The sequence below is a fragment of the Rugamonas sp. DEMB1 genome, assembly GCF_029834475.1.
GTDB classification, from domain to species: Bacteria; Pseudomonadota; Gammaproteobacteria; order Burkholderiales; family Burkholderiaceae_D; genus Rugamonas; species Rugamonas rubra.
Window position 1 is genome coordinate 1076516 of record NZ_CP122407.1, and the last position, 20935, is coordinate 1097450.

Genomic DNA, 20935 nt, shown 5'->3' on the forward strand with positions numbered 1-20935 from the left:
ATTGGGACACCCACTTTGGAGCAGTAATGACTTTTAGTTTAAACGCAGTATTGGAGTTCTTGGCGAACGGCGTCACCGGACTGACCGCTTGGCAAGTGTTTTTCTATACCGTGATCGTCACCCACATCACCATCGCCAGCGTCACCATCTACCTGCACCGCCACCAGGCGCACCGCGCGTTGGAACTGCACGCCATCCCCAGCCACTTCTTCCGTTTCTGGCTGTGGCTGACCACCGGCCAGGTGACCAAGGAATGGGCCGCCATCCACCGCAAGCACCACGCCAAATGCGACACCGAGGAAGATCCGCACAGCCCGGTCACCCGTGGCATCAAGAAGGTGTTCTGGGAAGGCGCCGAGCTGTACCGCGCTGAATCGAAGAACCTGGAGACCATGGAGAAGTACGGCCACGGCACGCCGACCGACTGGATCGAGCGCAACCTCTACACCAAGTACAGCTGGGCGGGTTTCTCGCTGCTGCTGGTGGTCAACTTCGTGCTGTTCGGCGTGATCGGCGTGTCGGTCTGGGCCGTGCAGATGATGTGGATTCCCGTCACCGCCGCCGGCATCATCAACGGCATCGGCCACTACTGGGGCTACCGCAACTACGACTGCTCCGACGCCGCCACCAACATCATTCCCTTCGGCATCCTGATCGGCGGCGAGGAGTTGCACAACAACCACCACACCTTCGCCACCTCGGCCAAGCTGTCGTCGAAATGGTACGAGATCGACATCGGCTGGTTCTACATCCGCGTGCTGGAGACGCTGGGCCTGGCCAAGGTCAAGAAGCGCCTGCCGGAGCCTAAGTTCGCCCACGGCAAGCTGGAGGCCGACTTCGACACCCTGCAATCGGTGATCGCCAACCGCTACGACGTCATGGCCAAGTACGCCAAGTCGGTCAAGCACGCCTGGAAGGAAGAGCTCGAGCACCTGAAGGACAAGGCCCAGCTGGAGGCGCGCTTCCTCAAGTCGTCGCGCAAACTGCTGCAGAGCGAGCCGGGCAAGCTGGCCGCGACGCAACAGCAGCAGCTGAGCGAGCTGTTCCAGCACAGCAAGGCGCTGGAGACCATGCACAATATGCGCGTCGAACTGGGCGTGATCTGGGAGCGTTCCCACTTCACCCGCGACCAGCTGCTGCACAAGCTGCAGGACTGGTGCAACCGCGCCGAGGGCTCGGGCATCAAGTCGCTGCAGGACTTCTCGCTGCGTCTGCGCAGCTACGCCTGATAGTCGGCCGGCCTGGGCCGGCTTGGCGGGACAATAAGAACGGCGCCGGATTCGGCGCCGTTTTTTTGTCCGCGCATTTGTTGCTTAGGGGAGGGCGAGGGTGTTTATGTTAGACTCATGGCAATATTTCAATCCAGCCACATGCAATCAATGATGACCATCCGCCACACCACGATAGACGACTGGAAAACACTCAAAGAGATCCGCCTCGCCGCCTTGCTCGATGCGCCGACGGCGTTCGGCGTCAGCCACGCCTCGGCGTCGGCGAACAGCGAGGCGCAATGGCGCGAGCGCGCCGCCGGCGGCCAGCGCGTGGCCTTCTTTCTCGCCTTGATGGACGGCGTGGCGGTCGGCATCGCCGGTGGCGTGCTGAGCCAGGCGGCGGAATTGAACCTGATCGCCATGTGGGTCCGGCCCGAGCATCGTGGCTCGGCCGCCGCCGCCGGCCTCGTCGACGCCGTCAAGGCGCACGCGCTGGCGCAGGGCCATGCGCGCGTGGTCTTGGGCGTGTCGCCGGACAACGCAAGAGCCGCCGCCTTCTACCGCAAGCAGGGCTTCACGTTCCTGCCGGAATGGGAGGCGCTCGATAGCCACCCGCACATCCAAGTGCAAAAGATGGAGTGGCTGGCCGCCGCCTAAGCCGGACCGCGCCTGGTCGGCGGCAGCCATTGACGGGATGTGGCAACGCGCGCCTCGCAATAGCTGATGAATAGTAAAGGGGAGTTTTGAATGCGTTTTGCAAAATGGTTCCCCGCTGCGTTGTTAGTTGTCGCAATTGCGGCGGCACTGCTGGCTTGGCAAGATTCCGGGAGCGATAAGGCTCAGGCTATGGCAGCGTCGTCGCCGACAGCGGCGACGCAAACTAACGCAGCGGCGCAGGCCGAAACGAAACCGTCGATATTCCCCATGCCGGTTGATGAAGTGCCCTTGGCCGAACAAGTCCAAGCTCTGATGGCAACGGGCGATCCCGAGAAGGCGTATCACGCCTATCTTTTGTTGGCGCGCTGTGAGCAGTTTATCCGGGACGGCGACCGACCGACCTTCGACGTCGAGCTGCTGAAAACGAAGAGACCCGAATACCTGCCTGGCTATCGCGGTATGAACGAGCAAGAAAAACAGCACGATACCAAGCTGTGCAGCGGCATGACGGGGCGCTTGCGATTGTCCAAGCTAGAGTCCCTTGCGATTGCCGTCAAGGCCGGGGTGATGGGGGCGGTCGCGGCATTTGCTCAAGAAGGGCCGTTTGGTGACCCCAGCGCACTCAAGACGCGCCCCGACGACCCGCTGGTACAGGAGTGGAAGGCGGTGGCGAGGGCTCAGTTGGTCTCGGCGGTCGAGGCGGGAACAGACATTAGTGTTCTCACGTACCTCGCAGCGGAAAACCATAACGGATCGGATCTGTTCGAGAAGAATATGCTGTTGGCCTGCCGCTACTTTATGGCACAAGGACTGGTCGATGGCGAACAATACGGAGCCGAATCTATGTCTGCCAAATGGTTTGCGAAAGACGGCGAGTTTATGGTCGCCATGGCGAAGGAGTTCAGCCCGGCCGAGCGTGCGGCCGAGTTGGCCGCAGCTCAGCATATTGCCGACAACTTCCGGGAGCAACGAAAACACGCTGGCGACAAGCGCTAGCCGCCGGCATCGTCAACGGCATTGGCCACTGCTGGGGGCTACTGCAAGGCACATCCAAGTTCAAAAGATGGGGTGGCTGGCCGCTGTCCATGACGGGTGTAAATGGAAATAGCGGACATACGCCGCAGGGGAGCGGCGGTTTGTTTAGCGACGCTCAGCTAGCGCCAGGAATGCCAGGCAGGCGAGCACGGAGATGTTTTTTGTGATCGGCCCGAAGGGATGGAATAGATACTCCGGTAGGAAGAGCGCGATCACCAGGGAATAGCCGGCGACGAGCACAAATTGCGCGTACCACAGCAGCGGCCGGGCGTAGAGGCAGGATGCCGTTCCCATTGCAAGGTCGAGCAGGCAGGAGGCCGCCAGTACCTGCTCGGTGTATTGCGTGAAGCCTGACCTGCGCAGCAGGTCGAGCGACTCGGCCTGCGGATAAACATACCAGGAAACATACGCTGTCCAGAGCCAGATGCATCCCATGCCGAGCCGCATGGTCCAGTACAGTTTGTCCCAGTTGGCCTGGTCTTGTGGTGTTCGACCGCGCGGAGTCATAGCGCGGGCTTGGCCACCATCAGCCAGTAGACGACGAGCAAGGCGAGGAAGGCGGGCACGCCGAGCCAGAACCAGTACCGCGCGTATCGCCAATATAGAGCCGGCAATACCGTGTTGGCCTCGTCGGCCGCACGCGCGATCGCCCGCATGCGCAGTTGGAGCCAAACCACTGGCAGCCAGCAGGCGCCAGCGACGGCATACAGGAGAATCGACCAAGCCAACCATCCTGTCGTGATCGGGTGGCTGGCGAGCAGGGCCATGGCGAGTCCCGAAAGTGGTTGCGCGACGACTGCTGGCGTGGTGAAGATCCAATCGGCGAGCACCGTGCGTTCGGATGACAGGCGGATGGCGCGGACGTCGCCGCTGCGATCGCTGATCCATTTGAAAAAGGCGATGCCGATGCCGGTTCCAAACAGGATGGTGGCGCTGAGGATGTGCAGCCATTTGAGCATGAGGTAAAAGTTCACGCCGCGATCTCCCTCACGTCAAATCCTTGCAACGCGGCGAGGTAGTCCGCCACCGTCAATATGCCCATGCAGGGCATGGCGCCGTGCGGTAGTTCTTCGCCGCCCGCCAGTTTTTGCGCCAGCGCGATCGCCGCGCCGCAGGGGATATGGGGGCCGTGGTTTTGCGCCGCCACCAATTGCCATTCCAGACTGAGTGCTTGGCCGTCGACGCCCACGCCTTCCATGGCGACGAACATCGCGCCCTTGTCGCTGACGAAGGGTTCCAAGTGTTGGCTGATTCGGTGTAGCGGGGCGACCAACGCGGCGAGGCTGCGCAAGATGCGGAGGCGGACCAGTTGGGCGGCTGCCCAGACAAACAAATGTCCGCTTGCGCTGGCGAAGCCGGCATGGAAGGTGACGGTTTGCACGCCAGGATAGCGCGCCGGAAAGAGGGCGAGGTCGGGCACGTCGCAACTACCCAGGAAGCGCTTGCCGACCGGCGCGGCAAACTGGTGGCGCTGCAGATCAAGCCAGCCGTGGGTTGTCTCGTGGTGGCCTGCGACCAAGCGAGAAAATGGCTTGCCGCAATAGCCGAAGATGCCACGCATGGTGGCGAGACCGGGCGCGCGGGCGCCGGAGGCGATGCCATGGCGAATCGACGTCAACTGGTGAAATCTTGGCGCGTAGCGATCTACCACCGCCGACGACAATGCCGGCAGCGAGCTGGCGCCGCTGGTGACGAAGACGCCGCGCTGGCGTGCCAGTGCATCGAGTTGGCCGATGCCGGCGACGAAGTCGCGTCCGTCGGCAAGGTCGATATAGTTCGCGCCGGCGCCAATCGCCGCGCGCGCAACGTGGTAGTCCTGGCCTTGAAACGGGCCGGCGGTGTGAATGATCGTATCCACCCGCAGCGCGGCAAGTGTTTGCGCCAGGTCGGCTGCGTTGGCATCAATCGCCAGCGCCTGATCCGGCGCCAGTCCCAATTCCAGTGCCAGTCGCTTGGCACGGTCTTCGTCGCGTCCGCCAATGAGCAAACGGATGGATTGGTTGGTGGCGAGTGACTGGCAAATCCGTGTGCCAAAGAAGCCGTAGCCGCCCAGGACAAGTATGGTGTGTGTCGGCGATGTGGGCATTGGGTGGGCACTTCTGTGCGGTAATGTGAAGCAATACCGATGCTCTCATACAAACATTGCCAAGGCAAGCCGCGAGAATGGGGGAGGCTGACATGCCGCGCCGCTGAAAATAAAAAAGCCGCTCGATGAGCGGCTTTTTTTGTAGAACACGAAGATCGATTACTTGATCTTGGTTTCTTTGTACGTTACGTGCTTGCGAGCTTTAGGATCGAACTTCATGATCTCCATCTTAGCTGGCGTAGTACGCTTGTTCTTGGTCGTCGTGTAGAAGTGACCCGTACCTGCGGTCGACTCCAACTTGATTTTGTCGCGGCCTGTTTTTGCCATGATAGCTCCCTAATTATACTTTTTCGCCACGAGCGCGCATATCGACCAGGACGGCGTCGATGCCGACTTTGTCGATGACGCGCAGACCGGCGTTGGACAAGCGCAGGGAGACCCAGCGGTTTTCAGATTCAACAAAAATACGACGATTCTGCAAGTTACGGCAGGAAACGACGTTTGGTTTTGTTGTTTGCATGGGAAACATTGTTGCCGACCATCGGCTTCTTCCCAGTGACTTGGCAAACACGTGCCATGGTGCACTCCTTAAAGACATTCCACAATTGGAAAAACGAGAGTATATCTAAAAACTCCAGCTTTTTCAATGACTTGTGAAAAACAACTGTGTCGCGCGCGCGTGGAAAAATTTAACAATTGTACATTCACCCTAGCTAGGCCCGCTTTATGCATGTTTTCCATGGGTAAACAAGGGCTTAGCAGCTTGTAAACAATGGGCGCCCCCGGGAGCGGACGCCGGCTCGTCACAGTTGGCCGTGCTCGGCGAAGGAGTGCACCTGGTGGCCGGCGACGACAAAATGGTCGAGGATGCGCACGTCGACCAGGGCCAGGGCCTGCACCAGCGCCCGCGTCAGCAGCAAATCGGACTCGCTGGGCTCGGGCGTGCCGGACGGGTGGTTGTGCGCCAGCATGACGCTGGCGGCGTTGCAGGCCAGCGCCTCCTTGACCACCTCGCGCGGGTAGACGCTGGTGTGGGTGAGGGTGCCGCGAAACAATTCACGCGCGGCGATCAGGCGGTTTTTGACGTCGAGGAACAAGACATGGAAGGATTCGCAGCCCTTGCCGCTAAATACCAGGCGCAGATACTCCTTGACCGCCTGCGGCGAACTGAGCGTGCGGCCGCTGCTGAGCTGCTCCTCGATGGCGCGGCGGGCCAGCTCCATCACCGCCTGCAGCTGGGCGAACTTGGCGGCGCCCAGGCCGGGCAGGGCGCAGAACTCGTCCAGGCCGGCGCCGAACAGGGCTTGCAGCGAGCCGAAGTGGCCGACCATGTCGCGCCCCAGCGCCACCGCGTCCTTGCCGCGCACGCCCACGCGCAGGAACACGGCGAGCAGCTCGGCGTCCGACAGCGCGGCGGCGCCGTGGCGGATCAGCCGCTCGCGCGGGCGCTGTTGCTCGGGCCAGTCGCGGATCGCCATCGTTCTCTCCTCGGGCCGCGCGGGCGGCGAATTGTTCGACAACAGGGGCGGCGGCGGCAAGGTGGCTTACAATAACGCTTTGCTCGCTCACCGAATCCCACGTCATGTCCAACGCAAACATACCCGTCGTCACCCCATCGGCTTACCTCACTCTGCATTATCGTCTGGCCACGCCGGACGGTGTTGATATCATCACAACCTTCGGCGGAAATCCGGCCACGCTGATGCTGGGCCAGGGCCAGCTGGCGCCGGTGCTGGAGGAACTGCTGATCGGCATGCCCGAGGGCACCCAGCGCACCTTCGAGCTGGCCGCCGGCCAGGGCTTCGGCGAACGCAATCCGGACATGGTGCGCCACGTCACGCGCGCCACGCTGGACGAGAACTCGACGCCGGACGCCGACTACAAGATCGGCGACCTGGTCGACTTCGCCGCGCCGGGCGGCGGCCGCTTCGCCGGCGTGCTGCTCGAACTGGGCGAGGAAGCCGTGTTGTTCGACTTCAACCACCCCCTGGCCGGCAAGGCGCTGCGCTTCGAGGTGAACCTGATCTCCGTGCTGTAGGGGGGCGACGATGGACAAGGAAATCCTGCTGGCCCAGCCGCGCGGCTTTTGCGCCGGCGTCGACCGGGCGATCGAGATCGTCGAACGCGCGCTGCAACAATTCGGCGCGCCCATCTATGTGCGCCACGAGATCGTCCACAACGCCTATGTGGTGGACGACCTGCGCAACAAGGGCGCGATCTTCATCGAGGAGCTCGACGACGTCCCGGCCGGCAACACCCTGGTGTTCTCCGCCCACGGCGTGTCGAAGGCGGTTCGGGCCGAGGCGGAGTCGCGCGGCCTGAGCATTTTCGACGCCACCTGTCCGCTGGTCACCAAGGTCCACATGGAGGTGGCCAAGATGCGCCGCCAGGGCTGCGAGATCGTCATGATCGGCCACGACGGCCATCCCGAGGTCGAGGGCACGATGGGCCAGACCGAGGAGGGCATGTATCTGGTGGAAACGGTGGCCGATGTCGCCACGCTGAACGTGAGCAAGCCGGACATGCTGGCCTATGTTTCCCAGACAACGTTGTCGGTTGACGACACCGCCGACATCATCGAGGCGCTGAAACTGAAATATCCGGCCATCATCGAGCCGAAGAAGGGCGACATCTGCTACGCCACCACCAACCGCCAGGAGGCCGTCAAATTCATGGCGCCGCAGGTGGAGCTGGTGATCGTCGTCGGCAGCCCGAACAGCTCCAACTCCAACCGCCTGCGCGAGGTGGCCGAGAAGATGGGCACGCCGGCCTATATGGTCGACAACGCCGCGCAGATCGACCCGGCCTGGCTGGAGGGCAAGGTGCGCGTCGGTCTCACCGCCGGCGCCTCGGCACCCGAGGTGCTGGTGCAGGCCGTCATCGACCGCATAAAAGAATGCGGCGTGAAAAGCGTGCGCACCCTCGACGGCGTGCAGGAGGCGGTAACCTTCCCTTTACCTAAGGGATTGGACGGTGTCAAGCCTGCACCAAACTAGGGAGGGGCCGCTTCTACGATTTTGCAACATCTGAATTAAATTCGGCGCACCATTATTTTTTCCCCTATTAGTTTTTTCGGATACTCGGTATTATTGCCTCGCCCGAAAAAAGTTGTCGAATCTGCTTTCTTGTACCCGGGCATGAGACCCGGGGCGCGAATGGTGGCATGGCATGGGGTTTGCTTAATTGAATGCGCAGTAGATCGATGCAGAGTCGGCGGCGGGCAGATCGGGCCGGACCACAGGCGTCCAATCAACGGCGGCACTACGGGAACTCCCCGGGTGCCGTTTTTGTTAGGGGCGCCGCCGGAGCCGGCCGGGCTGCCTGGCCGTTGCAGTACAACACAATAGAAGAGGCACAAACTCCATGGATACCCTAATCCAACAAATTATCAACGGTCTGGTGCTCGGCAGCATGTACGCGCTGGTCGCCCTCGGTTATACGATGGTGTACGGCGTGTTGAACCTGATTAACTTCGCCCACGGCGACGTGTTGATGATAGGCGCGATGGCCGGCCTGACCATCCTGCGCCTGCTCAACGAGCACGCGCCCGATTTGCCCGGCTTCGTCAAGCTGGCCATCGCCATCGGCGGCGCCATTCCCGTCTGCATGCTGGTCAACGTCTTGATCGAGCGCGTCGCCTACCGCCGCCTGCGCAACGCGCCACGGCTGGCGCCGCTGATCACGGCGATCGGCGTCTCCATCCTGCTGCAGACCTTCGCCATGATGATCTGGGGCCGCAACCCCTTGCCCTTCCCGACCCTGCTGTCGTCGGAGCCGATCACCATCGGCGGCGCGCTGATCTCGCAGACCCAGGTGCTGCTGCTGGTGCTGGCGGCCGCTTCGATGTTCGGCCTGGTGATGCTGGTGGAAAAAACCAAGATGGGCCGCGCCATGCGCGCCGTGGCGGAGAACCCGCGCGTCGCCGGCCTGATGGGGGTCGACTCCAACAAGGTCATCGTCGCCACCTTCGCCATCGGCGCCGCGCTGGCCGCCGTGGCCGGCGTGATGTGGGGCGCCAACTACGCCTCGATCCAGTTCGCCATGGGCTTCGTGCCCGGCCTGAAGGCCTTCTCGGCGGCGGTGCTGGGCGGCATCGGCAACATCTACGGCGCGATGATAGGCGGCATTTTGCTCGGCATCATCGAGAGCCTGGGCGCCGGCTACATCGGCGAGTTCACCGGCGGCTTCCTCGGCAGCCACTATCAGGACATCTTCGCCTTCGTTGTGCTGATCCTGGTGCTGACGGTGCGTCCGTCCGGCATCATGGGCGAGCGCGTGGCGGACCGCGCCTAAGCCGCGCCCGGATACGGATAAAGGAACAATCATGGCACTCTTCAATTTCGACGTCTCCCGCAACCCGCGCAAGGCCTACGGCAGCATGGCCGTGCTGCTGATCGGCTTGATGGTCTTCCCCTTCGTCGCCGCGCAGTTCGGCAACTCCTGGGTGCGCATCATCGACATGGCGCTGCTCTACATCATGCTGGCGCTGGGCCTGAACATCGTGGTCGGCTTCGCCGGCCTGCTCGACCTGGGCTACATCGCCTTCTACGCGGTGGGCGCCTACATGACCGGCCTGCTGGCCTCGCCGCAGTTCGCCACCCTGATCGAATCGGTGGTCAACCAGTATCCGGCGCTGGGCGACTTCCTGGTCGCCGTGCTGGGCGAGGATATCCGCGCCAACGGCATCCACCTGTCGGTCTGGCTGATCGTGCCGCTGGCCGGCGCGCTGGCCGGCCTGTTCGGCGCCCTGCTCGGCGCGCCGACCCTGAAGCTGCGCGGCGACTACCTGGCCATCGTCACCCTGGGCTTCGGCGAGATCATCCGCATCTTCATGAACAACCTGAACGAGCCGATCAATTTCACCAACGGTCCGCAGGGCATCAACCTGATCGACCCGATCCGCGTGTTCGGCGTCAACCTGGCCGGCGAGGCCGGCTCGCGCGCCAACGTGGTGGTGGGCGGCTTCTCCATGCCCTCGGTCAACGCCTACTATTTCCTCTTCCTGTTCCTGTGCATCGCCGTGGTGTTCATCACCTCGCGCCTGCAGCACTCGCGCCTGGGCCGCGCCTGGGTGGCGATCCGCGAGGACGAGATCGCCGCCAAGGCGATGGGCATCAACACCCGCAACGTCAAACTGCTCGCCTTCACCATGGGCGCCTCCTTCGGCGGCGTGGCCGGCGCGATGTTCGCGTCCTTCCAGGGCTTCGTCTCGCCGGAATCGTTCTCGCTGACCGAGTCGATCGCCGTGCTGGCGATGGTGGTGCTGGGCGGCATCGGCCACATCCCCGGCGTGATCATGGGCGGCGCCCTGCTGGCCGCGCTGCCCGAGGTGCTGCGCCACGTCGTCGAGCCCCTGCAGCAGAAACTGTTCGGCCACGTCATCATCGAGGCCGAGGTGCTGCGCCAGCTGCTGTACGGCCTGGCGATGGTGCTGATCATGCTGAACCGTCCGGCCGGCCTGTGGCCCGCGCCCAAGCACGAGGACCGTCCCGACAACGACACCGACAAACCCGAGCCGGCATCCGGCGTGATGGCGGCCTGAGGAGTAGCACCATGAGCACCATGAGCGAACAAGTCATTCTGAACATCGCCGGCGTCAACAAGCGCTTCGGCGGCCTGCAGGCGCTGACCGACGTCGGCATCAAGATCATGAAGGGCCAGATCTACGGCCTGATCGGTCCCAACGGCGCCGGCAAGACCACCTTCTTCAACGTCATCACCGGCCTCTACCAGCCGGACACCGGCACCTTCGAGCTGGCCGGCAAGCCGTACTCGCCGTCGGCGCCGCACGCGGTGGCCAAGGCCGGCATCGCCCGCACCTTCCAGAACATCCGCCTGTTCGGCGAGATGACGGCGTTGGAGAACGTCATGGTGGGGCGCCACGTGCGCTCGCACCAAGGCGTGTTCGGCGCGGTGTTCCGCCACAAGGCGGCGCGCGAGGAGGAGGCGTCCATCCGCCGCCGCTCGCAGGAGCTGCTCGACTTCGTCGGCATCGGCCAGTTCGCCAACCGCACCTCGCGCTTCCTGTCCTACGGCGACCAGCGCCGGCTGGAGATCGCCCGCGCCCTGGCCACCGACCCGCAGCTGCTGGCCCTGGACGAGCCGGCCGCCGGCATGAACGCCACCGAGAAGCTGGCGCTGCGCGAGCTGCTGGTGAAGATCAAGAACGAGGGCAAGACCGTGCTGCTGATCGAGCACGACGTCAAACTGATGATGGGCCTGTGCGACCGCCTCACCGTGCTCGAGTACGGCAAGCCGATCGCCGAGGGCCTGCCGGCCGAAATTCAGAGCAACAAGGCGGTGATTGAAGCCTATCTGGGAGGATCGCACTAATGAGCGACAATGTTCTAAAAGTATCGGGACTGAAAGTCGCGTACGGCGGCATCAAGGCCGTCAAGGGGATCGACCTGGAAGTGAACCAGGGCGAGTTGATCGCCCTGATCGGCGCCAACGGCGCCGGCAAGACCACCACCCTGAAGGCGATCACCGGCACCCTGCCGCCGTGCACGGTGGAGGGCACGGTGTCCTACATGGGCGAATCGTTGAAGGGCAGCAAGTCCTTCCACCTGGTCGAGAAGCGGTTGGCCATGGTGCCGGAAGGGCGCGGCGTGTTCACCCGCATGTCGATCCAGGAAAACCTGATGATGGGCGCCTACACCCGCGACGACAAGGCCGGCATCGAGGCCGACATCGCCAAGTGGTTCGACGTCTTCCCGCGCCTGAAGGAACGGGCCGCGCAGATGGCCGGCACCCTGTCCGGCGGCGAGCAGCAGATGCTGGCGATGGCGCGCGCGCTGATGTGCCATCCCAAGCTGTTGCTGCTCGACGAGCCGTCGATGGGCTTGTCGCCGATCATGGTGGAGAAAATCTTCGAGGTGATCCGCAATGTGTCGAAGGAGGGCATCACCATCCTGCTGGTCGAGCAGAACGCCAAGCTGGCGCTGCAGGCGGCGGACCGAGGCTATGTGATGGACTCGGGCCTGATCACCATGACCGGCAACGCCAGCGACATGCTGGACGATCCGCGCGTCAAAGCCGCCTACCTCGGCGAGTAGGGCAGGGAATAGGTTTCACGTTGTTTGCGGGACGCTGGCCTGACCCCGCAAGCAAAGGGGTCTGACCCCGCATGGGGTCAGACCCCGGCTTCCGCGTCCCGGGGTGGGGGTAAAAAAAAGCCCCGGCGCATGGCCGGGGCTTGGAAGGACACCCGTCTGAGGAGAACACCACGGATGCCGAGGAGGTCTAAAACAGCGGGTGCTGGCGCCCGGGGGCGCCAGCGTTTCCTACATTACTTCTTCGCCGGAGCGGCCTTGGCGGCGGCTTGCGAGAACTGGTTCACGGCGCTGGCAACGTTGCTTTCGATCGACTCAACGGCTTGCTTGGCGGTTTTGCTGAACTGCTCGTAACCGGCGTTGGCGTTGCCGATTGCCGATTTCAGCAGGGCAACAGCGTTTTCGGTGCCGGCTGGGGCGTTCTTGCTGACTTCTTCCACCAGCGAGATGACTTTACGGTTGGTTTCGGCGATCTGGGTTTCGGCGGCTTTGCTGAATTCAGCCTGGGTGCCGGAAGCGATGGTGGCCAGGTGGCGGCCGTAAGCGATGGCTTTCTCGGCGTTTGGCTGGGCTTGCGCGGCCGACAGCGAGAAGAATTCTTGCGGGTCTTTTGCCGACAGCAGTTGCTTGGTGGCGATCGACGACTCTTCCAGCGATGCTTTGGCGGCGGTCAGGTTCAGATCGACCAGTTTTTCAACGCCTTCGAAGGCCTTGGTGGTCAGTGCGGAGAAGATGGCGAATTGGGCTTCGAAGTTAGCCTTGGTCGCATTGGAAAATTGCTCAGGGATAGAAAACATATAACTCTCCAGGAAATTAAAATAGTTGTTGATAAATACTGCTGTTAGTTACCGGTGGTACGAAGCAGATGAATCCATGTCTCAAACCGAACAACAATTGTGCAACGCAACAAACCCGATTTTACGGCCTTCAAAAATTAAGTCAAGCGATTTTTGTGCGTTGCACCAAAGAAGCCAAAGTGGCCCTTTGGAACAATTTCTCATAGGCATTGGAAACCTTCCCGCCCGGCCCGCCGCGCCGCGCCGGCACTTGCCCTGCGGCCCTTGCGCCAGCTCAAAAACGCCTGCCGTGTTAGACTCGGCAGGACTGGCCCGACGCGGTGCAGCAAGCCCGCGCCAGGCGGCTCGATACTACTTTTGGTACTGATGCAAATGTCCAACACTCCAGCCGCCCCGGCAATCTCCCCGCTGCCCGCAGCCGCGCCGGCCGCCTCCTTCCTGTCGCCGCTGCCCTTCTTTTTCGTGCTGCTGTGGAGCACCGGCTTCATCGTCGCCAAGTTCGGCCTGCCCTACGCGCCGCCGCTGACCTTCCTCTTGCTGCGCTTCGCCGGCGTGCTGCTGTTGCTGCTGCCGGCCGTGCTGTTGCTGAAGGCGCCCTGGCCGCGCGGCCAAATCCGCCAAATCGCGCTGGCCGGCCTGCTGGTGCAGGCCGGCTACCTGATCGGCGTCTGGTGCGCCATCAAGGCCGGCATGCCGGCCGGCCTGTCGGCGCTGATCGTCGGCATGCAACCCATCCTGACCGCCTTCGCCGCGCCGCTGATCGGCGAGTCGGTGCGGCCGCGCCAGTGGCTGGGACTGCTGTTCGGCATCGTCGGCGTCGGCCTGGTGGTGGCCGCCAAGATCCGCCTGGTCGGCCTGTCGCTCGACAGCATCCTGCTGTGCCTGTTGGCGCTGCTGTCGATCACCGCCGGCACGCTGTATCAAAAACGATACTGTCCGCAGTTCGACTTGCGCACCGGCACCGTCATCCAGTTCAGCGCCTCGCTCCTTGTCGTGTTACCGCTGGCGGTGGCGCTGGAAGGCTTGAGCTGGGACTTCGCCACGGTACAATGGACGGGTCGCTTCGTGTTTGCCCTGTTGTGGTCGGTTCTGGCCCTGTCGATAGGCGCGATCTTCCTGCTGTTCGCCCTGATCCGCCGCAGCGACGCGACCCAGGTGACCAGCCTGCTCTACCTGACGCCGCCCACCACCGCCGTCATGGCCTGGCTGGTGTTCGGCGAGGCCTTCAACGCGCTGGGCGTGGCCGGCATGGCGCTGGCGGTGCTCGGCGTGATCTTTGTAGTCAAGAAAAGCAAGTGAGGACGCATGAATTCCACGCCAGACCAACAGGCAGTTGACGCCGCCATCACCTCGCGCCGCTCGATCCGCGCCTACCTGCCCACGCCGGTGCCGCGCGCCGAGCTCGAGCAGCTGCTCGAGGTGGCGGCGCGGGCGCCGTCGGGCACCAACACCCAGCCGTGGAAGGTTTACGTGCTGAGCGGCGCCAAGCGCCGCGAGTTGTCCGAGCGCATACTCGCCGTGCACAACGATCCGGCCCAGGCCGCCGGCTTCACCGAGGAGTACGCCTACTATCCACGGCAGTGGGTGTCGCCCTTCATCGAGCGGCGCCGCAAGGTCGGCTGGGACTTGTACGCGCTGCTCGGCCTGACGCGCGACAACAAGGCCGGCATGGCCGCCCAGCACGGCCGCAACTACGATTTCTTCGGCGCACCGGTCGGCCTGATCTTCACCATCGACCGGGTGATGGAGCAGGGCTCCTGGCTGGACTACGGCATGTTCCTGCAAAACATCATGGTGGCGGCGCGCGGCAGGGGGCTCGACACCTGCCCGCAGGCGGCCTTCACGCAGTACCACAAGATCATCGCCGAGGTGCTCGGCCTGCCGGCCAACGAGGCGCTGGTGTGTGGCATGTCCCTCGGCTATGCCGACCATGGCAAGGTGGAAAATTCGCTGCTCACCGAGCGCGAGCCGGTGGCGAGCTTCGTCAACTTCGTCGATTGATGGACCCGGCGCGGCGCGGGTTGCGCCGCAACATGGGGGGAAGCTCAATGTTGCTTCAGGCCTATTGCGATATCGCAATCAATAGTGCCGGCGGAGTCAATAAGTCTTGCGCTTGCCCAGCGTTTTGCTACACTGCAACACATGCTGGCCGGTTTTTTTCCTGGGGAAATCTATGATTAAGTTAGCGTTCGCTGCGCTCATTTCGCTGTTGTTCGTGTCCGTGCCCGCCACCGCCGCGCAGGGGCGGCAGGCGGCCGGAAAAACCGTGTTGGTCAAAAAGCACCACGTCAAGAAAAGCAAGGCGCTGCGCGTCAGCGTCGCCGACACCGGCGATCGCGTGGTCAAGCGCGTGGTCAGCGTGCGCGGCAAGCGCAAGGTGGTCTACCAGCGCATGCTGACGGCGGCGCCCGCCGTGCCGACCATGGGCGACCTGGCCGGCCTGAACCTGACGCGCGACCCGCTCGACCTGAAGTCCAGCGTCGCCCTGGTGCTCGACCAGGTCAATTCCGAAGTGTTGTTTGAAAAGAATTCCAACGTCGCCCTGCCGATCGCCTCGATCACCAAGATGATGACCGGCCTGGTTGTCGTCGAGGCGCAACAGGACATGAACGAGATGCTGACGGTGAGCGAGGAGGACGTCGACCGCGCCAAGTTCAGCAGCTCGCGGCTGAAGGTCGGCTCGCAACTGACGCGCGCCGCCATGCTGCATATCGCGCTGATGAGTTCGGAGAACCGCGCCGCCTCCGCGCTGGGCCGCAACTATCCGGGCGGCCTGTCGGCCTTCGTCGAGGCGATGAACGCCAAGGCGCGCGGGCTGGGCATGCGCGACACCCACTATGTCGATTCGAGCGGCTTGTCGAAGATGAACGTGGCCAGCGCGCGCGATCTGGCCCGGCTGGCCCAGGCGGCCTACCAGCAGCCGCTGCTGCGCCAGTTCTCCACCGATCCGAAGGCGCAGGTCGAGGCCAACGGCCGCCTGCTGCAATTCGGCAACACCAACCACCTGGTGGCCAATCCCGGCTGGGACATCGGCCTGCAGAAGACCGGCTTCATCAACGAGGCCGGCCGTTGCCTGATGATGCAAACCATCATCGAGGGCCGTTCGGTGATCATGGTCTTCCTCGACTCCAAGGGCAAGCAGTCGCGCACCGCCGACGCCGGCCGCATGCGCAAGTGGCTGGAAGCCCTGCGGCCCGCCTCCTTGACGGGCAGCACGCCTTACTCCAACGGGATGTAACCCAGGGTGGCCGAGATCTGGTTGGCGGTCGCCACCAGATCGTCCAGCCACTCGTCCTGTAGACGGTCGGCCGGGGCGGAAATCGACAGCCCGGCGATCAGCTTGCCCGAGTCGTCGCGGATGCCGGCGGCCATGCAACGCACCCCCAGTTCCAACTCCTCGTTGTCGCGCGCGTAGCCGCGCGCCCGCACCAGGCTGAGCTCGCGCTCCAGCTTGGCCAGGTCGGTGATCGAATTCTTGTTGTGGCCGGCCAGCCCGGTGCGGGTGGCGTAGGCGCGGATCGCCTTCGGCTCGTCGACCGAGAGGAACAGCTTGCCGGTCGAGGTCAGGTGCAGCGGGCCGCGCCCGCCGATGGCGCGCACCACCTGCATGCCCGAGCGCTCGGAGAAGGCGCGGTCGATGTAGACGATCTCGTCGCCTTGGCGCACCGACAGGTTGATGGTCTGCTGGGTCTTCTTGTGCAGCGAGCGCATGAAGTCCAGCGCCGCCTCGCGCACCGACAGGCGGCTCTTCACCACGTTGCCCAACTCCAGCAGGCGCATGCCGAGGCGGTAGGTGCCCGGCTCGATGCGGTCGACGAAGCGCGTCAGCACCATGTCGTTGAGGATGCGGTGGGCGGTCGAGGGATGCAGGCCGGACACCTTGGACAATTCCTTCAGGCTCACCGGGTCGGGATACTTGGCCAGCGCGTCGAGCAGCGCGACCATGCGCTCGATCACTTGGATCGTGGTTTTCTGCGCGGGGACGGGTTCGATTTTCATGATGTGGTTGGTGCGGTGCAGTATGCGGTGCTTCTTTATACCATAATGTGAAAAAATATGGAATTGTAGGGAGGACAAGCTCTAAAAGTGTGAACAAAGTGTCACTGAAGGGCATAATGATGCCTTGAAATACTATAAGCAGCCGGACATGGAACCAGTCAGTGAATTCAAGAGCAAGAGCGGCTTCAAGCGCATTCTTTCCGCCATGATGTACTCGATCGCCGGCCTGCAGGCCGCCTGGCGCCACGAACACGCCTTCCGCCAGGAAATGATCCTCTTGCTGGCCGGCAGCGCCGTCGCCTTGTTGCTGCGCATCTCGGCGTTTGAAAAACTGATGTTGATCGGCGTGCTGGTGCTGATCGTGATCGTCGAACTGATCAATTCCGCCATCGAGGCGGTGGTCGACCGCGTCTCGCTGGAGCGCCATCCGCTGTCGAAGAACGCCAAGGACTTCGGCAGCGCCGCCGTGTTCCTGGCCTGCCTGCTGGCCGCCGCCGCCTGGGCCGTGGTGTTGTTCAACCGCTTCTACTAGCGTCAGAACAGTAGACAGCGGCGGCGGACGGCGGTTCTATATAAGTTTTTGGTATATAAAACTGCTAAATGCTTAGTTCTCTTTCATATCAAGGCGCTTTACTCTGAGGCTTCTGAAGTGAACCACATGGGGAACCCTGATGCTGTCCAAGAAAATCATCGCCGCCGCACTCGCCGTCACCGCCTTCGCCGCCAGCGCGCCGGCCTTCGCCGCCGATATCTCGCTGCTCAACGTTTCCTACGATCCGACGCGCGAACTGTATCAGGACGTCAACACCGCCTTCGCCAAGGATTGGAAGGCGAAGACCGGCGATAACGTCAAGATCAAGCAATCGCACGGTGGTTCCGGCAAACAGGGGCGCGCCGTCATCGACGGCCTGGAGGCCGACGTGGTGACCCTGGCCCTGGCCTACGACATCGACGCGATCGGCGAACGGGGCCTGCTGAAGAAGGACTGGCAGAAACAGTTGCCGCACAATAGCTCGCCGTACACCTCGACCATCGTCTTCCTGGTGCGCAAGGGCAACCCCAAGGGCATCAAGGACTGGAGCGACCTGGTCAAGCCTGGCGTGGCGGTGATCACGCCGAATCCCAAGACCTCGGGCGGCGCCCGCTGGAACCACCTGGCCGCCTACGGCTACGCGCTGCGCCAGCCGGGCGGCAGCGACGCCGGCGCGCGCGATTTCCTGAAAAAACTCTACAAGAACGTGCCGGTGCTCGATTCCGGCGCGCGCGGCGCCACCACCACCTTCGTCGAGCGCGGCATCGGCGACGTGCTGATCGCCTGGGAGAACGAGGCCCTGCTGGCGATCAAGGAACTGGGCCCGGACAAGGTCGAGATCGTCGCGCCGTCGCTCAGCATTTTGGCCGAGCCGCCGGTGGCGCTGGTCGACAAGGTGGTCGACAAGCGCGGCACGCGCAAGGTGGCCGAGGCCTACCTGCGCTTCCTCTACACCGACGAGGGCCAGGAGTTGATCGCCAAGAACTACTACCGGCCGACGGTCGACAAGGCGGTGAAAAAATATGCCGCCCGGTTCCCCAATGTCAAACTGTTCACCCTGGCCCAGGTGGCCGGCGACTGGAGCACGGCGCAGAAGGCCCACTTCGCCGACGGCGGCGTGTTCGACCAGATCTACCAGCCGAAGTAAGCGCGGACTACGCAAGGGGAAGGCCTATGAGCGCCAGTTTGCTTTCGCAGTTCCGCGTGCTGGTCGCGCCCGGCCTGCACAACAGCGGCAAGGAGCATTGGCAGAGCCGCTGGCAACGCCTGTACTCCAGCTTCGAGCGGGTCGAGCAGGACGACTGGGAGCGGCCCGATCTGTTGCGCTGGTCGGCCCGGCTCGACCAGGTGCGCCGCGCCGACCGCCGCCCCACGCTGATCGTCGCGCACAGCTTCGGCAGCCTGGCCACGGCGCACAGCGTGGCGGCCGATCCCTCGCTGGTGGCCGGCGTGCTGCTGGTGGCGCCGGCCGACCCGGACAAGTTCGGCGTCGCCGCGCTGCTGCCGCAGCGGCCGCTGCCCTGTCCCGCGATCATGATCGGCAGCCGCGACGACCCGTGGATGACGGCCGAGCGCGCCGCGCTGTGGGCGGCGCGCTGGGGCAGCGACTTCATCGACGGCGGCGCCCTCGGCCACATCAACGCCGAGTCCGGTTTGGGCGACTGGCTGGACGGCCAGCGCCAGTTGCAATTGCTGGCGCAGCGCGCCCGGCAGGTGGGGAATGTTGTTCAATTTGCCTGAATTTTTCTGTTTTTGACGTTTTGCTGACGCGAGTGGCGCCCCGCCGGCCCGCTTGCGGCGATGATGACCTTGTCGGATGCGCAATACCGGCATTCTTAACCACCACGGAGCTAACGATGACCATACGCCTGGGCGACACCGCGCCCGATTTTGAGCAAGAATCCACCATTGGCAAGATCCACTTCCACGAGTGGGCCGGCAAGTCTTGGGTGGTGCTGTTTTCCCACCCGGCCGACTTCACGCCGGTCTGCACCACCGAGCTGGGCCTGACGGCCAAGCTCAAGCCCGAGTTCGACAAGCGCAACGTCAAGGCGATCGCGCTGTCGGTCGATCCGGCCGAGGCCCACCTGGAGTGGATCAAGGATATCGAGGCGACCCAGCACACGGTGGTCGGCTTCCCCATCATCGCCGACGCCGACCGCAAGGTCTCCGAGCTGTACGACATGATCCACCCGGCGCTGTCGGCCACCGCCACGGTGCGCTCGCTGTTCGTCATCGACCCGAGCAAGAAGGTGCGCCTGACCATCACCTACCCGATGAGCACCGGCCGCAACTTCGACGAGATCCTGCGCGTCATCGACGCCTTGCAGCTGAGCGACGGCTACACCGTGGCCACGCCGGGCAACTGGCAGGACGGCGACGACGTGATCATCCCGCTGACCGTGCACGGACCCGGCGCTGATCGAGCAGAAGTATCCAAAAGGCTACAAGGCCGAGCGGCCGTATCTGCGCCTGACGCCGCAGCCGAACAAATAGGCCTTTGCGCCGACACCGCCAACGCACTCCCCGGAGTGCGTTTTTTTATGGGCGGCGCGGGCGCGGCCGGGTCCGCTTGCATGGACTAACTCTGCGGACTAGTCGATTTCAATCTAAGCAAATGACAAAAGGTTAGTTTGGTTTATAACTGCGGGATGCGAATATTCGGCCTTATAAGTCGAAAATGTAATAAGAGGGAGCATCCATGTCAGCAGCAGCACTTGCGGTTCCGGCCAAACCACGCGGCGCCCCGTTCCGGGTCATGCCGGGTTTCCGGCTGTCGCTGGGCTTCACCATCTTCTACCTGGCGCTGATCGTGCTCATCCCGCTGTCGGCGGTGTTCCTGAAGACCTTCACCATGACCTGGCCGGCCTTCTGGTCGGCCGTCACCTCGGAGCGCGTGATGGCCTCCTACCGGCTGACCTTCGGCGCCTCGCTGATCGGCGCCAGCATCAATGTGGTGTTCGGCGGCATCGTCGCCTGGGTGCTGGTGCGCTACGAATTCCCCGGCAAGCGCATCATCGACGCCCTGGTCGACCTGCCGTTCGCCCTGCCCACCGCCGTCGCCGGCATCACCTTGACGGCGCTGTACTCGTCGAACGGCTGGTTCGGCCAATTCCTCGAGGGCACGCTGGGCCTGAAGGTGGCCTTCACCCCGCTCGGCGTGGTGGTGGCGCTGACCTTCATCGGCCTGCCCTTCGTCGTGCGCACCGTGCAACCGGTGCTCGAGGACGCCGAGCGCGAGCTCGAGGAGGCCGCCGCCAGCCTGGGCGCCAGCGCCCTGCAAACCTTCGTGCGGGTGGTCTTCCCGACCATCATGCCGTCCCTGATGACCGGCTTCGCGCTGGCCTTCGCCCGCGCCACCGGCGAGTACGGCTCGGTGATCTTCATCGCCGGCAACATGCCGATGGTCTCGGAGATCACGCCGCTGTTCATCATCACCAAGCTCGAGCAGTACGACTACGCCGGCGCCACCGCCATCGCCGTGGTGATGCTGCTGGTGTCCTTCGTGCTGTTGTTGTCGATTAATCTGCTGCAGGCCTGGGCCCGTGGCAAGTCGGGGAAATAAG

At 63.4% G+C, this 20935-nt stretch carries 23 protein-coding genes and 2 pseudogenes; 17 read left to right on the forward strand and 8 right to left on the reverse strand.

Annotated elements, in window-relative coordinates; genetic code table 11:
* Window positions 1-26: 26 nt before the first annotated feature.
* The 3 genes from QC826_RS04890 to QC826_RS04900 all read left to right on the forward strand — a co-directional run bounded on the left by QC826_RS04890 (window position 27) and on the right by QC826_RS04900 (window position 2864).
* The gene (locus QC826_RS04890; RefSeq protein ID WP_099414796.1) at window positions 27-1229 is read left to right on the forward strand and encodes a fatty acid desaturase; all 1203 of its coding nucleotides are present in this window, start codon (window positions 27-29) and stop codon (window positions 1227-1229) included.
* A gap of 141 nt (window positions 1230-1370) precedes the next feature.
* Entirely contained in the window at window positions 1371-1868 is a 498-nt protein-coding gene (locus QC826_RS04895; protein WP_279764654.1) for a GNAT family N-acetyltransferase, read from the forward strand.
* A gap of 90 nt (window positions 1869-1958) precedes the next feature.
* Window positions 1959-2864, forward strand: a complete 906-nt coding sequence (locus tag QC826_RS04900; protein WP_279764655.1) for a hypothetical protein — start codon at window positions 1959-1961, stop codon at window positions 2862-2864.
* 144 nt (window positions 2865-3008) lie between these two features.
* On the opposite strand, the gene QC826_RS04905 is transcribed toward QC826_RS04900, so the two are convergent.
* The 6 genes and pseudogenes from QC826_RS04905 to radC form a co-directional block, all read right to left on the reverse strand.
* Window positions 3009-3350 carry a DoxX-like family protein gene (locus QC826_RS04905; RefSeq protein ID WP_279764656.1) on the reverse strand — a complete coding sequence of 114 codons (342 nt, stop codon included), beginning with the start codon at window positions 3348-3350 and terminating at the stop codon, window positions 3009-3011.
* Window positions 3351-3406: 56 nt separating this feature from the next.
* A complete protein-coding gene (locus QC826_RS04910) occupies window positions 3407-3877 on the reverse strand; it encodes a DUF2269 domain-containing protein (protein WP_279764657.1) in 471 nt (156 codons plus the stop codon).
* Window positions 3874-4989 (reverse strand): saccharopine dehydrogenase family protein, encoded by a 1116-nt coding sequence (locus QC826_RS04915; RefSeq protein WP_279764658.1) that lies wholly within the window; start codon window positions 4987-4989, stop codon window positions 3874-3876. Before QC826_RS04915 ends, QC826_RS04910 begins: the two co-directional genes overlap by 4 nt.
* Before the next feature lie 159 nt (window positions 4990-5148).
* A complete protein-coding gene (gene rpmG, locus QC826_RS04920; RefSeq protein ID WP_093384732.1) occupies window positions 5149-5316 on the reverse strand; it encodes a 50S ribosomal protein L33 in 168 nt (55 codons plus the stop codon).
* A 13-nt stretch (window positions 5317-5329) separates the two neighbouring features.
* A pseudogene (gene rpmB, locus QC826_RS04925) lies at window positions 5330-5567 on the reverse strand (50S ribosomal protein L28).
* 225 nt (window positions 5568-5792) lie between these two features.
* The gene (gene radC, locus QC826_RS04930) at window positions 5793-6467 is read right to left on the reverse strand and encodes a RadC family protein (protein WP_099414795.1); all 675 of its coding nucleotides are present in this window, start codon (window positions 6465-6467) and stop codon (window positions 5793-5795) included.
* A gap of 104 nt (window positions 6468-6571) precedes the next feature.
* Here radC and QC826_RS04935 point away from each other — a divergent pair, with 104 nt between their 5' ends.
* The 6 genes from QC826_RS04935 (at window position 6572) to QC826_RS04960 (ending at window position 12044) form a co-directional block, all read left to right on the forward strand.
* On the forward strand, window positions 6572-7027 hold the full coding sequence (locus tag QC826_RS04935) for a peptidylprolyl isomerase (protein ID WP_279764659.1): 456 nt from the start codon (window positions 6572-6574) through the stop codon (window positions 7025-7027).
* Between the two features lie 10 nt (window positions 7028-7037).
* A complete protein-coding gene (ispH, locus tag QC826_RS04940; RefSeq protein WP_093384724.1) occupies window positions 7038-7985 on the forward strand; it encodes a 4-hydroxy-3-methylbut-2-enyl diphosphate reductase in 948 nt (315 codons plus the stop codon).
* 367 nt (window positions 7986-8352) lie between these two features.
* Window positions 8353-9282, forward strand: a complete 930-nt coding sequence (locus tag QC826_RS04945; RefSeq protein ID WP_093384721.1) for a branched-chain amino acid ABC transporter permease — start codon at window positions 8353-8355, stop codon at window positions 9280-9282.
* Window positions 9283-9313: 31 nt separating this feature from the next.
* Window positions 9314-10531, forward strand: coding sequence for an ABC transporter permease subunit (locus QC826_RS04950; RefSeq protein ID WP_279764660.1), 1218 nt, complete (start codon window positions 9314-9316; stop codon window positions 10529-10531).
* Window positions 10532-10551: 20 nt separating this feature from the next.
* A complete protein-coding gene (locus QC826_RS04955) occupies window positions 10552-11322 on the forward strand; it encodes an ABC transporter ATP-binding protein (RefSeq protein ID WP_093385157.1) in 771 nt (256 codons plus the stop codon).
* Window positions 11322-12044 (forward strand): ABC transporter ATP-binding protein, encoded by a 723-nt coding sequence (locus QC826_RS04960; protein WP_279764661.1) that lies wholly within the window; start codon window positions 11322-11324, stop codon window positions 12042-12044. Before QC826_RS04955 ends, QC826_RS04960 begins: the two co-directional genes overlap by 1 nt.
* 233 nt (window positions 12045-12277) lie before the next feature.
* Here QC826_RS04960 and QC826_RS04965 read toward each other — a convergent pair whose 3' ends face one another.
* Window positions 12278-12838 (reverse strand): phasin family protein, encoded by a 561-nt coding sequence (locus tag QC826_RS04965; RefSeq protein WP_099414789.1) that lies wholly within the window; start codon window positions 12836-12838, stop codon window positions 12278-12280.
* A 372-nt stretch (window positions 12839-13210) separates the two neighbouring features.
* Between QC826_RS04965 and QC826_RS04970 the strand changes: the two genes are divergently transcribed.
* The 3 genes from QC826_RS04970 to pbpG all read left to right on the forward strand — a co-directional run bounded on the left by QC826_RS04970 (window position 13211) and on the right by pbpG (window position 16076).
* The gene (locus QC826_RS04970) at window positions 13211-14137 is read left to right on the forward strand and encodes a DMT family transporter (protein WP_279764662.1); all 927 of its coding nucleotides are present in this window, start codon (window positions 13211-13213) and stop codon (window positions 14135-14137) included.
* Window positions 14138-14143: 6 nt separating this feature from the next.
* The gene (locus QC826_RS04975) at window positions 14144-14839 is read left to right on the forward strand and encodes a nitroreductase (RefSeq protein WP_279764663.1); all 696 of its coding nucleotides are present in this window, start codon (window positions 14144-14146) and stop codon (window positions 14837-14839) included.
* 172 nt (window positions 14840-15011) lie between these two features.
* Window positions 15012-16076, forward strand: coding sequence for a D-alanyl-D-alanine endopeptidase (gene pbpG, locus QC826_RS04980; protein WP_279764664.1), 1065 nt, complete (start codon window positions 15012-15014; stop codon window positions 16074-16076).
* Here the strand turns inward: pbpG and QC826_RS04985 are convergent.
* Window positions 16058-16837, reverse strand: a complete 780-nt coding sequence (locus QC826_RS04985; protein ID WP_093384704.1) for an IclR family transcriptional regulator — start codon at window positions 16835-16837, stop codon at window positions 16058-16060. The genes pbpG and QC826_RS04985 overlap by 19 nt on opposite strands.
* Before the next feature lie 148 nt (window positions 16838-16985).
* Between QC826_RS04985 and QC826_RS04990 the strand changes: the two genes are divergently transcribed.
* The 5 genes and pseudogenes from QC826_RS04990 (at window position 16986) to cysT (ending at window position 20934) form a co-directional block, all read left to right on the forward strand.
* The gene (locus tag QC826_RS04990) at window positions 16986-17369 is read left to right on the forward strand and encodes a diacylglycerol kinase (protein WP_093384702.1); all 384 of its coding nucleotides are present in this window, start codon (window positions 16986-16988) and stop codon (window positions 17367-17369) included.
* A 139-nt stretch (window positions 17370-17508) separates the two neighbouring features.
* Window positions 17509-18516, forward strand: coding sequence for a sulfate ABC transporter substrate-binding protein (locus QC826_RS04995; RefSeq protein ID WP_279764665.1), 1008 nt, complete (start codon window positions 17509-17511; stop codon window positions 18514-18516).
* Between the two features lie 26 nt (window positions 18517-18542).
* Window positions 18543-19109, forward strand: a complete 567-nt coding sequence (locus QC826_RS05000; RefSeq protein ID WP_279764666.1) for an RBBP9/YdeN family alpha/beta hydrolase — start codon at window positions 18543-18545, stop codon at window positions 19107-19109.
* Between the two features lie 116 nt (window positions 19110-19225).
* Window positions 19226-19865: pseudogene (locus QC826_RS05005) on the forward strand (peroxiredoxin).
* A 262-nt stretch (window positions 19866-20127) separates the two neighbouring features.
* Window positions 20128-20934: a sulfate ABC transporter permease subunit CysT gene (gene cysT / locus QC826_RS05010; RefSeq protein ID WP_279764667.1), complete on the forward strand. Its 807-nt coding sequence runs from the start codon at window positions 20128-20130 to the stop codon at window positions 20932-20934.
* The last annotated feature ends 1 nt before the right edge of the window (window position 20935 follow it).

Excerpts from the sequence above, each read along its gene's own strand:
- QC826_RS04985 (WP_093384704.1), bottom strand. The coding sequence starts at position 16,837 with ATGAAAATCGAACCCGTCCCCGCGCAGAAAACCACGATCCAAGTGATC.
- QC826_RS04995 (WP_279764665.1), top strand. The coding sequence starts at position 17,509 with ATGCTGTCCAAGAAAATCATCGCCGCCGCACTCGCCGTCACCGCCTTC.
- QC826_RS04965 (WP_099414789.1), bottom strand. The coding sequence starts at position 12,838 with ATGTTTTCTATCCCTGAGCAATTTTCCAATGCGACCAAGGCTAACTTC.
- QC826_RS04900 (WP_279764655.1), top strand. The coding sequence starts at position 1,959 with ATGCGTTTTGCAAAATGGTTCCCCGCTGCGTTGTTAGTTGTCGCAATT.
- QC826_RS04970 (WP_279764662.1), top strand. The coding sequence starts at position 13,211 with ATGTCCAACACTCCAGCCGCCCCGGCAATCTCCCCGCTGCCCGCAGCC.
- QC826_RS04975 (WP_279764663.1), top strand. The coding sequence starts at position 14,144 with ATGAATTCCACGCCAGACCAACAGGCAGTTGACGCCGCCATCACCTCG.
- QC826_RS04915 (WP_279764658.1), bottom strand. The coding sequence starts at position 4,989 with ATGCCCACATCGCCGACACACACCATACTTGTCCTGGGCGGCTACGGC.
- QC826_RS05000 (WP_279764666.1), top strand. The coding sequence starts at position 18,543 with ATGAGCGCCAGTTTGCTTTCGCAGTTCCGCGTGCTGGTCGCGCCCGGC.
- QC826_RS04950 (WP_279764660.1), top strand. The coding sequence starts at position 9,314 with ATGGCACTCTTCAATTTCGACGTCTCCCGCAACCCGCGCAAGGCCTAC.
- QC826_RS04945 (WP_093384721.1), top strand. The coding sequence starts at position 8,353 with ATGGATACCCTAATCCAACAAATTATCAACGGTCTGGTGCTCGGCAGC.
- rpmG (WP_093384732.1), bottom strand. The coding sequence starts at position 5,316 with ATGGCAAAAACAGGCCGCGACAAAATCAAGTTGGAGTCGACCGCAGGT.
- QC826_RS04935 (WP_279764659.1), top strand. The coding sequence starts at position 6,572 with ATGTCCAACGCAAACATACCCGTCGTCACCCCATCGGCTTACCTCACT.
- radC (WP_099414795.1), bottom strand. The coding sequence starts at position 6,467 with ATGGCGATCCGCGACTGGCCCGAGCAACAGCGCCCGCGCGAGCGGCTG.
- QC826_RS04905 (WP_279764656.1), bottom strand. The coding sequence starts at position 3,350 with ATGCGGCTCGGCATGGGATGCATCTGGCTCTGGACAGCGTATGTTTCC.
- QC826_RS04890 (WP_099414796.1), top strand. The coding sequence starts at position 27 with ATGACTTTTAGTTTAAACGCAGTATTGGAGTTCTTGGCGAACGGCGTC.
- cysT (WP_279764667.1), top strand. The coding sequence starts at position 20,128 with ATGCCGGGTTTCCGGCTGTCGCTGGGCTTCACCATCTTCTACCTGGCG.
- ispH (WP_093384724.1), top strand. The coding sequence starts at position 7,038 with ATGGACAAGGAAATCCTGCTGGCCCAGCCGCGCGGCTTTTGCGCCGGC.
- QC826_RS04960 (WP_279764661.1), top strand. The coding sequence starts at position 11,322 with ATGAGCGACAATGTTCTAAAAGTATCGGGACTGAAAGTCGCGTACGGC.
- QC826_RS04895 (WP_279764654.1), top strand. The coding sequence starts at position 1,371 with ATGCAATCAATGATGACCATCCGCCACACCACGATAGACGACTGGAAA.
- pbpG (WP_279764664.1), top strand. The coding sequence starts at position 15,012 with ATGATTAAGTTAGCGTTCGCTGCGCTCATTTCGCTGTTGTTCGTGTCC.
- QC826_RS04990 (WP_093384702.1), top strand. The coding sequence starts at position 16,986 with ATGGAACCAGTCAGTGAATTCAAGAGCAAGAGCGGCTTCAAGCGCATT.
- QC826_RS04955 (WP_093385157.1), top strand. The coding sequence starts at position 10,552 with ATGAGCGAACAAGTCATTCTGAACATCGCCGGCGTCAACAAGCGCTTC.